9 protein-coding genes and 1 pseudogene are annotated in these 11446 nt (G+C 70.8%); 8 read left to right on the top strand and 2 right to left on the bottom strand.

Going from position 1 to position 11446, the window contains the following annotated elements:
• Positions 1-120: 120 nt before the first annotated feature.
• Entirely contained in the window at positions 121-411 is a 291-nt protein-coding gene (locus ABD841_RS10940; RefSeq protein WP_344970300.1) for a hypothetical protein, read from the top strand.
• A gap of 778 nt (positions 412-1189) precedes the next feature.
• On the opposite strand, the gene ABD841_RS10935 is transcribed toward ABD841_RS10940, so the two are convergent.
• Complete coding sequence (locus ABD841_RS10935) at positions 1190-2392, bottom strand: helix-turn-helix domain-containing protein (protein ID WP_344970298.1); 1203 nt, start codon at positions 2390-2392, stop codon at positions 1190-1192.
• Between the two features lie 256 nt (positions 2393-2648).
• Here ABD841_RS10935 and ABD841_RS10930 point away from each other — a divergent pair, with 256 nt between their 5' ends.
• From ABD841_RS10930 to ABD841_RS10900, 7 genes are all read left to right on the top strand, one after another.
• Positions 2649-3845, top strand: a complete 1197-nt coding sequence (locus ABD841_RS10930; RefSeq protein WP_344970297.1) for a sensor histidine kinase — start codon at positions 2649-2651, stop codon at positions 3843-3845.
• 98 nt (positions 3846-3943) lie between these two features.
• A complete protein-coding gene (locus tag ABD841_RS10925) occupies positions 3944-4705 on the top strand; it encodes a LytR/AlgR family response regulator transcription factor (RefSeq protein WP_344970295.1) in 762 nt (253 codons plus the stop codon).
• A 299-nt stretch (positions 4706-5004) separates the two neighbouring features.
• Positions 5005-5352, top strand: a complete 348-nt coding sequence (locus ABD841_RS10920) for a hypothetical protein (protein ID WP_344970293.1) — start codon at positions 5005-5007, stop codon at positions 5350-5352.
• 25 nt (positions 5353-5377) lie between these two features.
• A complete protein-coding gene (locus ABD841_RS10915) occupies positions 5378-6877 on the top strand; it encodes a sodium/solute symporter (RefSeq protein ID WP_344970292.1) in 1500 nt (499 codons plus the stop codon).
• Positions 6878-7164: 287 nt separating this feature from the next.
• Positions 7165-8385 (top strand): MFS transporter, encoded by a 1221-nt coding sequence (locus ABD841_RS10910; RefSeq protein WP_344970290.1) that lies wholly within the window; start codon positions 7165-7167, stop codon positions 8383-8385.
• Between the two features lie 107 nt (positions 8386-8492).
• A complete protein-coding gene (locus ABD841_RS10905) occupies positions 8493-8822 on the top strand; it encodes a DUF485 domain-containing protein (RefSeq protein ID WP_344970288.1) in 330 nt (109 codons plus the stop codon).
• Positions 8819-10429 (top strand): solute symporter family protein, encoded by a 1611-nt coding sequence (locus ABD841_RS10900; RefSeq protein ID WP_344970287.1) that lies wholly within the window; start codon positions 8819-8821, stop codon positions 10427-10429. Before ABD841_RS10905 ends, ABD841_RS10900 begins: the two co-directional genes overlap by 4 nt.
• A 264-nt stretch (positions 10430-10693) precedes the next feature.
• Here the strand turns inward: ABD841_RS10900 and ABD841_RS10895 are convergent.
• Positions 10694-11446 (bottom strand): annotated as a pseudogene (locus ABD841_RS10895) (hypothetical protein); the annotation flags it as partial.

Raw genomic sequence — 11446 nt, 5'->3', positions numbered from 1 at the left:
AGCGTAGAACGGGGCATCGAGTCTCCTTCGAAGCACTGGCCGACTTAGCGCACGATCTCATATCGTCCAGGAGAACACGTAAGCCGTACCGGAGGAACGCTGAAACGGAAGGCGGAATAGATGGTTTCCGGTCCGGATGGAATGGTGCCCAATCCCCGGCGTGAGGAACTGCAGCGTGCCCTGGCGCAGGTGCGGGCGCACGCGGCGCGGCTGGAGACGGCGCTGGATCCGGCGCACGCCTCGTTCACCGGGAAAGCAGTCTGGGTGGGACCGGCGGCGCGGACATTCGCCGAGGAGCTGACCGGAAGGCGCAACCGGCTCCGGACGCTCGTGCGGCGGATCGTCGAGGAGTTGGAGGCGGAGCTCCGGGCCACCCCAGAGAAGGTGGACCGGTCAACGGCCAGGTGGTGAGCGAGGGGAACTCCCGGGACTCCCTGAGCGCCGGGGAGCTTCGCAGGGCAGCTCCCCGCGGGATGAGGCGCCTGACGGTGAGGTGTGGCGGCGGTGCCCCTCCGTGCGACGCGCCGTCACGCCCGTCCACGAGGCGGGTCACGACGCCCGCCGCAAGGGGGCGTGTTCCCACATCTGCTTCTCCAGCCGAAGCTCGGCCTCCAGGTGGTGGTTCAACTCGACGAGATCCGCCCCGCATCGGACGTCGGACAGGCCGTGTTCCAGCCCGTGAGCGGAGAGAGGGGCACGCCGGACCGCGTACCACCCGGCACCCGCACCGTCCGAGATCATCCAACGCCGTCCGAAGCGGGTCCTCAGTTCCCCCGGCGTCACCCTGTTGCTCTTGCGTGGTCCGCTGGGGACGATTCGACGGTTGAGCCCACCACCGGATGCCTTTCCCGAAGGCTGGCGTAGCGTCGCGCTACCCGACGTGCCGCCCGGCGAGGTTCGGTGGAAGGATGCCACGCGTAGACGGGTCGTCTGTGCTCGATGTTCCAGCCGGTACGCCACCAGAAGCGCTCACCGTCCGACCACACCACCAGCCCTACCCATACGGAGACCATTGCCATGCCGTGGCCTGCGTGAACGTCGGATCCAACCCCCAGGTGACCCAATTCTGCCTGGAGCCGCTCGGCTGATACGAGCGCCCTACGGCCGGAAAGTTCGGTCTGCATGAGTGCGACGGTAGCCACACGAGAACACTATTTGTTTACGACTGTGAACCCGGTGTGACCGTCACCTATGAGATTCCGAACCGGTAGGCCAGGCCCCGCAGATCTCGTCCCACGGCAGGACCTCGTCCCCGGCTGAGAAGGTTGCTCACGGTCTCACGGACGAGAGGGTTGTTACGCACCTGCTCTGCCGCCAGGGCTTCGGCCTGGCGGATCTTCGCCACCGCGTCGCGCTCGCGTGCGGGCAACTGGGCGAGCGCGCGACCCCAGTCGGCGTAGAACGACGCCTTACGGCCGGCGGAGGTAATGAGGTCGGTCTTCACCGATCGGGCGATCTCGTCAGCCTTGCCGCCGTCTCCGCGTTCCAGCGTGAGCGCGACCTGCCACACCCCCACGTTCGTCGGTCCGAAGTGCAGACCGAAGGCGTTGCCTTCTCCGGTGCGCCCAGCTGTCTCCACGGCTTCGTCGAGGTGGGCCTCCGCGTCGCCGAACCGGTTGAGGCTCACCGAGGCGAGCGCGGCCGACAGATGCAGCATGCCGTACAACTCCCGGGCCGGGCCGGCGGCGACCAGTTGGAGCCGGTCCGCGGCCCGTTCGGCGTTCTTGAGCGCGACGGGGTAGACCCCGGCAGGCATCAGGGCGTGGGTCCGAACGAAGGCCGCCAGACCGGTCAGCGCGGGGTCGTCGAGCATGGCCGCCGCTTCACGGGCCTGTTGCACGGCTATCTGGGACAGGTCCAGGTAGCCGAGGTCTTTCAACAGGTAGAACGTCGCATGGCAGGCACGGACCACCGCGCGCAATCCCTCCTGGCGCTGCCGCTCGTCGCCCGTCTCCACGACCACGTGGAGTTGGGGAAGGAGATCCGGGAGCAGTTGCCCGAACTCCCCGTAGCGCGATGCCTCGCAGAGCCTTTCCACCAGTTCGGTCTCCGCAAGGAGGTGATCCAGGGGCCGGGCTGGAACGTCGGCGGGTTCGTCCAGCGAAGAGCCGAGCAGGGCGACGCGAACCCGGGGAACGGCATCGTGGCCGCCCGCGCCATCGGATTTCGGGGGAGGACTGTATGGCTGACCGGTCAGCTCTGCCACCGACACTTCGAGCGCGTCCGCCAGGGCGGTGATGTGGGAACGGCGCTCAAGGGAGCGTCTGCCGTTCTCGACCATGGACAGGAAACCCTTGGACAGACCGCTGCGGTCGGCGAGGAGTTGCAGGCTCATGCCGCGATACCGGCGCGCCCGCCGGAGCCGCTGCCCGATCGTGCTGTCGTCACTCACGGTGGCACCCCATGTCGACGGAGGACGTCCTCCCGTCAGAGTACGGCCGTAGGCGGAACGCCGTTCTCCGGTTTCCCGAAGGCGCTCGCCCGGCCCACGGGTGAGGTGGGCGCCTTGGGGCGGGGCCTTGCGCGCGGGGGGACCGGGCCGCCCGGCCGGTATCGGCCCGGGGTGCACCGGCGGTCTTCCGGGGAAGCCGCGCCGGTGGCCTTCCCGGAGGGAGCGGGGACGGGGCGGGGCGTATAAGGTCCGGAATGTGGAACCCGTTGTCGCGGTGCTGCTGGTCACCGCCCTGGTGGGGGTGCCCGCCCTGGTGCTGTGGCGGGTGTTGCGCGGGCGCAGGGAGTTGGGCAGCAGCCCGGCCGAGCGGGCCACGTTCGAGACCCTGCACACCGCCTCCCTCGCCGCGCCGCCGCTGCGGGCCGGGCTGACCGAGGCGGGGGCGCAGAAGGCCTCGCGGTACCTGCGCGAGCTGCTGGGCTCGCCGGCCCTGGCGATCACCGACGAGGAACGGCTGCTGGTCTACGACGGCGAGGGGGAGCATCACGCCCGCGAGGCGTTCACCCACGCCGCCAAGACCCTCTCCGGAGGCCGCACCCGGGTCCTGGGCCCCGAGGTCGTCTCGTGCGACCTCCCCGAGTGCCCGATCAGGTACGCCGTGGTGGTGCCGCTCACCACCGACGGCCGGGTGGTCGGCTCCCTGGCCGCCTACGGCGGGCATGCTTCGGCGGGCCTGGTCAGGGCCGCCCACGAGGTGGCGAACTGGGTCGACTCGCAGCTGGAGCTGGCGGAGCTGGACCGGTCCAGGACGCGCCTGATGGAGGCGGAGGTGCGGGCGCTGCGTGCGCAGATCTCCCCGCATTTCATCTACAACTCGCTGACGACCATCGCGAGCTTCGTCCGCTCCGACCCGGACCGCTCCCGCGAGCTGCTGCTGGAGTTCGCCGACTTCACCCGCTACTCCTTCCGGCGGCACGGGGAGTTCACCACCCTGGCCGAGGAGTTGCGCTCCATCGACCGCTACCTGACCCTCGAACGCGCCCGCTTCGGGGACCAGCTCCAGGTCACGCTGCGCATCGCCCCCGAGGTGCTGGCGGTCGCGGTGCCGTTCCTGTGCCTGCAGCCGCTGGTGGAGAACGCGGTGCAGCACGGGCTGGAGAGCAAGCCCGGCGTGGGGCGCATCTCGATCGTCGCCGAGGACGCCGGTTCGGAGTGCCGGATCAGCGTCGAGGACGACGGCGTCGGCATGGATCCCGAACGCCTGCGCCGGATCCTCGCCGGTGACGCCGACGAGCGCTCGGGGGCCGGGGGAGTGGGCCTGGTCAACGTCGACGAGCGGCTGCGCCAGGTCTACGGTGACGAGTACGGGCTGGTGGCCGAGACGGCCAAGGGGGCCGGTACCAAGGTCAGCGTCCGCCTGCCGAAGTACCATCCGAACGTCTCCGCCCGCTGACAGGGCGTGCGGCACTTCCAGACCTGAGACAGTTGACACATGATGTCTGATTTATAACTCTCTAGAAATTCGCATGTGAACGACCCGGAGGAGTGACCGTGACCGGCCTTCGCGTCCTTGCGGTGGACGACGAGCTCCCCGCCCTGGAGGACCTGGCCTACCTGCTGCGGGACGATCCGCGCATCGGCGAGGTCTCCACGGCGAGGGACGGCGCCGCCGCGCTGCGGGTCCTCGACCGGGCGATCGCCGACGGGCGCCCGATCGACGCCGTCTTCCTCGACATCCGGATGCGGGGCCTGGACGGGGTGGTGCTCGGCCGGTTGCTCTCGCAGTTCGCCAATCCTCCCCGGGTGGTCTTCGTGACCGCCTACGAGGAGCACGCGGTCGACGCCTTCGAGATCAAGGCGGAGGATTACCTGCTCAAGCCGGTCCGGCCGGAACGGCTGGCCGAGGCCATCCGGCGGGTGTGCGTCTCGTCGGAGCTGCCGGAGAGCGAAAGCCCCGGCCGTACCGAGCCGGACACCATCCCGGTCGAGCTCGGCGGTGTCACCCGGTTCGTGGCCAGCACCGAGGTCCGCTACGTCGAGGCGCAGGGCGACTACGCCCGCCTGCACACCGCGGGTGGCAGCCACCTGGTGCGCATCTCGCTGGCCACGCTGGAGGAGCGCTGGTCCTCGGCGGGGTTCGTCCGGGTGCACCGCAGCCACCTGGTCGCGGTCAAGCACATCGACGAGCTGCACATCGACTCGGGCCGCTGCGTGGTCCGCGTCGGCGGCACCGAGATCCCGGTCAGCCGCCGCCACACCCGCGAGCTGCGCGACCTCCTGGTCCGCCGGGCGCGTCGGGGCCGGTCCGAATGAGCCGTGACCCCGGATCCCGTGACGGGACCGAGCCGCTGCGGTGGATCACGGGCCGCTTGACCCGCCCGGCCGACCGGCCCCCGGGAGAGCCCGCGGGGCGGTCCGGCGGGCCCGCGAGAGACCCCGAGCGGTCCGCGAGAGACCCCGAGCGGTCCGCGAGAGACCCCGAGCGGCCCGTGAGGGAGCCGGGCCGGGCGCGCCGGGGGCCCGACCGGGCCCGGCCGGACGGGGAACGTCCGCACAGGGACGGCCGGGACGCGGGGGCACGCCGGGAGCCGGAGCGACCGCGCCGGGAGGTCGTGACCAGTCCCCGCACCATGGCCGCGCGCCACTTTCGCTACCCGGCGACCCGCGAGATCGACGAGCAGACCCACCTGGGCGAGGTGTACATGCGCTCGCTGATCCGCACCCAGTTCCGGCTGGCCCTGTTCGTCTGCACGGTGCTCGGCTGCGTGGTCGGCGGTCTGCCGCTGCTGTTCCTGCTGGTGCCGGAGCTGCGCGAGGTCCGGTTGCTGGGGATCCCGCTGCCCTGGGCGGTGCTGGCCGGCCTGATCTACCCGGCCTTCGTGACCGGTGCCTGGCTCTACGTCCGGCAGGCGGAGCGGAACGAGCGCCACTTCGCCGAGCTGGTGGACCGGGAGCGATGAGGACCGCGTACCCGGGCCGGGAGCGATGAACACGGCGTACGGCGTGACGGCGGTCGTGCTGGTGGTGCTGGCCGCGGTGCTGATCGGCGCGTTCGGCATTCGCCTGTCACGGACCACCTCCGACTTCTACGTCGCCTCCCGTACGGTCTCCCCGCTGTGGAACGCCTCGGCCATCGGCGGGGAGTACCTGTCGGCGGCGAGCTTCCTGGGCATCGCCGGGCTGATCCTCACCTACGGCGCCGACATGCTCTGGCTGCCGGTCGGCTGGACCGGCGGCTACCTGGTCCTGCTCGTCCTGGTCTCGGCGCCGCTGCGCCGCTCGGGCGCGTACACGCTGCCCGACTTCGCCGAGGCCCGGCTGGAGTCGATGGCGGTGCGGCGGATGGCCGGGGTGCTGGTCGTGCTGATCGGCTGGCTGTACCTGATGCCGCAGTTCCAGAGCGCGGGCGTGGTGCTGCGGGCCATCACCGGCGCCCCCGCCTGGGCCGGCGGGCTGCTGGTGGCCGCGGTGGTCTCGGTGAACGTGATATCGGGCGGCATGCGCTCGATCACGTTCGTGCAGGCCTTCCAGTACTGGCTGAAGCTGACCGCGCTGGCCGTGCCGCTGGTGTTCCTGCTCCTGGCCTGGCGCGCCGGGGGAGCGCCGGGGGTGAGCGCGCGGGACGCGGCGACCTGGGCGCTGCCGCTGTCCAGCGGCAGGGAGTACGGCCTCTACTCGACCTACTCGCTGATCGTGGCCACCTTCCTGGGGACCATGGGGTTGCCCCACGTGCTGGTCCGCTTCTACACCAACCCCGACGGCCGGGCCGCCCGCCGTACGACGCTGGTGGTGCTGTCGCTGCTGGGCGCCTTCTACCTGCTGCCCGCCGTCTACGGCGCCCTGGGCCGGATCTACGTGCCGGAGCTGGAGGGCAGCGACACCGTCGTGCTCACGCTCCCCGGGCGGCTGATCGGCGGGGTGGCCGGCGACCTGCTGACGGCGCTGGTGACGGCCGGGGCGTTCGCGGCGTTCCTGTCGACTTCCTCCGGGCTGACGGTGTCGGTGGCGGGGGTCATCGGGCAGGACATCCTCAAGGGAGGGGTGCGCTCGTTCCGGGCGGCGGCGGTGCTGGCCGTGATCGTGCCGCTGGCTCTGGCCACCTCGGCGCGCGCGCTGCCGGTCGCCGATGTCGTGGGCCTGGCGTTCGCGGTCGCGGCCTCCTCCTTCTGCCCGCTGCTGGTGCTCGGCATCTGGTGGCGGCGGCTGACCCCGGTGGGCGCGATGGCCGGGCTGCTCGTGGGCGGCGGGCTCGCCTGCGGCGCGGTGCTGATGACGATCGGCGGCGGGCCGCACACCGGCCTGCTCGGTGCCCTGCTGGCCCAGCCCGCCGCGTGGACGGTTCCGGTCGCCTTCCTCGTCATGATCGTGGTGTCGCTGTTCACGCCGGGTCGCGTCCCGCCGAACGTGGCCCGCACGATGGTGCGTCTGCACACTCCCGAGACCCTTGACCTCGACCGTGGCGATTGGCGTCCTCGATCCTCTTGACGCGCTCATTGCGCTATGTCGGAATAACCATACGAACCGAAATTTAGGTTGTTTTGATTAGTTTTGTTAGGAATTAGAGCTTTTCGTGAGGTGGCCGCCGTCGTCGGCGGCGTCCTTGCCGTGCCACCCGCCCACCGGGCGGTCCTGTCGCCCACTCATCGGGCCGCCTCGCCGTTCGCGCACCGGGCCGTCCCACCTCCCGCTCATCGGGCCGTCCGGCCATCCGCTCATCGTGCCGTCCCGCCACCCGCCGACCGGGCCGCCGGGCCGCCTCGCGGTCGCCGGTGATGCGGAACGTCCTGCGCCGGCCAGGGTTCCGGCTCGTCTACGTCGGGATGGCGGTCAGCCTTCTCGGTGACGCCTCGCTGCTGCTGATCCCCGGCATCCTGGCCAAGAGGCTCACCGGCTCGGACGGCGCCGCCGGGTTGACCCTGTTCTTCTTCACCCTCCCCCTGTGCTTCTCGCCCCTGTTCGGGTACGTGATCGACCGGGTCGATCGCCGAAGGTTCCTGGTCGTCGCGTGCGTGCTGTCGGGGGTCTCCCTCGCCCCGCTGACCGCGGTCACGGGGCCGGAGACGTTCTGGCTCGTCTACCCGGTGTCGGCGGCCATGGGCTGCTCGTACGCGATGATCTTCGGGGCGCTCAGCGGGTTGCTCAAGAGCATCCTGCCCGAGGACCTCCTGGCCGAGGCCAACAGCGCTCTGCAGACCACCCGGCAGGGGGTGCGTCTGGTCGGGCCGCTGCTGGGGGTGGCCATCCACGAGTGCTTCGGGATCGGGGCGCTCGTCCTGTTCGACGCGTTCACCTTCCTCGCCGCCGCGGTGGCCTTCGCGGCGCTTCCCCCGCCGCCGCCCGTCGCGCCGGTCCCGCGTGGACGCTGGCGCGAGGAGCTCTCAGCCGGGGCCCACCACCTCGCCGCCGATCCGTACCTGCGCCGTGCGACCGGGGCGTTCTGCCTGATGTTCACGCTGGCCGGGGCGACCGAGTCGCTGATCTTCGCGGTCATCGAGCACGGCCTCGGCAGGTCTCCGGAGTTCACCGCGTTCACCTCCGTCGCGATGGGGATCGGGGCGATCGGCGGGGGAGTGTGCGGCGCCGCGGTGATCGCGCGCCGCGGTGAACTGTTCGCGATCGGCGCGGGCATCGGCCTGTACGGTGTGGCGGTCATGCTGTGGATGCTGCCCGTCGAGGCGGTCATGCTGGGAGCGATGATGATGGCGGGCGCGGGACTGAACCTCGCGGGGGTGGCCAGGATGACCCTCGTACAGCGCCGCAGCCCCGATCACCTGGTCGGCCGGGTCACCACCGCCTTCGAGGCGGCGGCCGGGGTGACCCAGCTGCTCTCCCTGGTCGCGGGCGCGGTGCTGGTCTCGCTGGTCGACTACCGGGTCCTGCTCGCGGTGGTCGGGGTGACCGTCTGCTGCGCCGGCGCGCACGCGCTCAGGCGGCGGAGCGCCGACCGCTCGTCGCACGATACAGACCTTTCACCGCAAGGCCCTCCCAGTTGAACGCGACTCGGCGGCGCCTCGGCGAAGAGTCCGCCTGCGGGGCTCCTCTCGGGGTAGCGTCCCCTCCTACGTTGTCCGTGATCCAGATCACATCCGTGGGAGGTCCGGTGACCGCCAGGCAACATGATGCATCGGTCTATGAAGAGATCCAGGCCAATGAACGGTTCCAGGAACTGAAGCGGCGTTTCCGGAACTGGGCGTTCCCGATGACCGCGGCGTTTCTCGCGTGGTACCTGCTCTACGTGGTGTTGTCCGGCTGGGCGCGTGGCTTCATGGGCGCGAAGGTCTTCGGCAACATCAACGTGGCATTGATCTTCGGTCTGCTCCAGTTCGTGTCGACCTTCTGGATCGCCTGGGCCTACGCCCGTTATGCCGAGAAGAAGCTCGACCCGCTGGCCGACGAGATCCGTCACGAGGTCGAGGGGAAGACCGAATGAGCCACCAGACACTGTCCACGATCCTGTTCCTGCTGTTCGTCGCGGGGACGCTGGGGATCACCTTCTGGGCCAGCCGCCACACCAAGGACGCCACCGACTACTACGCCGGTGGCCGGTCCTTCAGCGGTGCGCAGAACGGCCTCGCGATCGGCGGCGACTACATGTCGGCCGCGAGCTTCCTGGGCATCGCCGGGATCATCGCCCTGTCCGGGTACGACGGCTTCCTGTACTCGATCGGCTTCCTGGTCGCCTGGCTGGTGGCGCTGCTGCTGGTCGCCGAGCTGATGCGCAACTCCGGCAAGTTCACCATGGCCGACGTGCTGGCCTTCCGGATGAGCCCGCTGCCGGTCCGCACGGCGGCGGGTGTCTCCACCATCACCGTGTCGATCTTCTACCTGCTCGCCCAGATGGTCGGCGCGGGCGCGCTGGTCGGTCTGCTGCTCGGCGTCACCTCGCCGACCGGCAAGGCGCTCACCATCGTCGGCGTCGGCATCCTGATGATCGTCTACGTGGTGGTCGGCGGCATGAAGGGCACCACCTGGGTACAGATCGTCAAGGCCGTGCTGCTCATGGGCGGCGCGACCCTGGTCACGCTGCTGGTGCTCGGCAGGTACGGCTTCAACCTCTCCGGGCTGCTCGGCGACGCCGCCGCGCAGAGCGGCAAGGGCGCCGCCTTCCTGGAGCCCGGCCTGAAGTACGGCACCGAGGCGCAGGGGATCGCGGGCAAGATCGACCTGGTCAGCCTGGGCCTGGCGCTGGTGCTCGGCACCGCCGGCCTGCCGCACATCCTGATCCGCTTCTACACGGTGCCCACCGCGAAGGAGGCCCGCAAGTCGGTCCTGTGGGGCATCGGCATCATCGGCACCTTCTACCTGCTCACCCTCGTGCTCGGGTTCGGCGCCGCGGCCCTGGTCGGCGGCAAGGCGATCCTCGCGCAGGACAAGGCGGGCAACACCGCCGCCCCGATGCTCGCCGAGGCGGTCGGCAGGGCCATCTTCGGAGACGTGGGCGGGACGATTCTGCTGGCCGTCATCGCGGCGGTCGCGTTCGCCACGATCCTGGCGGTCGTCGCCGGTCTGACCCTGGCGTCGAGCTCCTCCTTCGCCCACGACCTGTACGCGCACGTGTTCAAGCGCGGCAACGTCACCGACCGGGAGGAGGTCCTGGTCGCCCGGATCTCGGCCTTCGTCATCGGCGCGATCTCCATCGGCCTCGGCATCCTCGCCCAGGGCCAGAACGTGGCCTTCCTGGTCGCGCTCGCCTTCGCCGTCGCCGCCTCGGGCAACCTGCCCGCGATCCTCTACAGCCTGTTCTGGAAGCGGTTCAACACCGCGGGCGCGGTCTCGGCCATCTACGGCGGCCTGGTCTCCGCGCTGGTCCTGGTGATCTTCTCGCCGGTCGTGTCGGGCAGCGCCACCGCCCTGTTCCCGAACGCGAACTTCGCCTGGTTCCCGCTGAGCAACCCCGGCATCGTCTCGATTCCGATCGGTTTCCTGGCCGGGTTCATCGGCGCCCGCCTCAGCAAGGAGTACAGCGCGAGCAAGTACGCCGAGATCGAGGTCCGCTCGCTCACCGGCATCGGCGCGGAGAAGGCCGTCCACCACTGATGCCGTCTTTCGGGCCCGTCCCCTGGGACTCCGTCCCTTGAGAGCCCGCCCCGGAAGGGCAGGCCGCCATCGCGGCCGGGCCTTCACCGCGTTCTTCCCCGGGTTCGGGCCGTTCTGCGGGAAGCGGCCCGAGCCGGTGGGCGCGGGCCGCATGCTTGGTGGCCGGCGGCCCGCGGGTGTCAGGACTCCGCGTGCCTCACCGTGTCGGGTGAGGCCCGCACTCGCGGGCCTCAGGAGGTGCGAGGCCCGCGGGTGGTGCGGGGGTCAGCCGCTGACGCGGAGAATGCCCCGCACGGTGGGGGCGGTGGCGCCGGTGCGCTGGTTGTCGTAGATCAGCGTGCCGTTGCTGTCCCAGACCTTCAGCCGGACCTGGTCGGTGCGGTCGGCGGGCGTGCCCGGGTCGGTGGCGACGAGCTCGAAGGTGACCTTCGCGTCGTTCGCCGTGCCGGTGCCGCGCAGGATCGCGGTGCCGCCCGCGGCGGCCAGCGCCCGGGGGGTGCCGGTCAGGGTGAACCCGGGCGCGGTGTAGGTGACCTTCCCGGTGAGTGCGCTCTTCCCGCTCGCCTCGCCCTTGCTTTCCGTGCCCTTGCTTTCCGTGCCCTTGCTCTCCGTGCTCTCCGTGCTCTCCGTGCTCTTCGTGCTCTTCGTGCTCTTCGTGCTCTTCGTGCTCTTGGTGTCCTTGGTGTCCTTCGTGCCGTGGGTGGTGCCGGGGTGGTGCGCCCGGACGGTGAGGCTGGCCTCCCCGGCCTTGGCGCAGGCGGTGCCCAGCGTGCAGGCTCCGGCCGGGGCGGTGAGCGTGCCCTGCCCGACCAGCGCCCCGGTCGGGGCGGTGACCAGCACGTACACCTTCCGCCCGGCGGCGCTGTCGGCGCCGGCGGTGCCGCGGTGGTTGTCGGTGACCGTCACCGCCACCGGGTACAGGCCCGGTGTGGTGAAGGTGTGGGCCAGGGTGGTCGTGCCCGTGCCGCCGTGCTCGGCCAGCGCCCCGGCCACCGTGCGGTCACCGATGGTCCAGGT

The sequence above is a fragment of the Streptosporangium fragile genome (assembly GCF_039534445.1).
GTDB lineage: Bacteria > Actinomycetota > Actinomycetes > Streptosporangiales > Streptosporangiaceae > Streptosporangium > Streptosporangium fragile.
This window is presented reverse-complemented; position numbering and strand designations above follow the sequence as displayed.

What these genes read in the sequence shown, in the direction of transcription:
- ABD841_RS10940 (WP_344970300.1), top strand. Translation starts at nt 121, where the DNA reads ATGGTTTCCGGTCCGGATGGAATGGTGCCCAATCCCCGGCGTGAGGAA.
- ABD841_RS10915 (WP_344970292.1), top strand. Translation starts at nt 5,378, where the DNA reads ATGAACACGGCGTACGGCGTGACGGCGGTCGTGCTGGTGGTGCTGGCC.
- ABD841_RS10910 (WP_344970290.1), top strand. Translation starts at nt 7,165, where the DNA reads ATGCGGAACGTCCTGCGCCGGCCAGGGTTCCGGCTCGTCTACGTCGGG.
- ABD841_RS10900 (WP_344970287.1), top strand. Translation starts at nt 8,819, where the DNA reads ATGAGCCACCAGACACTGTCCACGATCCTGTTCCTGCTGTTCGTCGCG.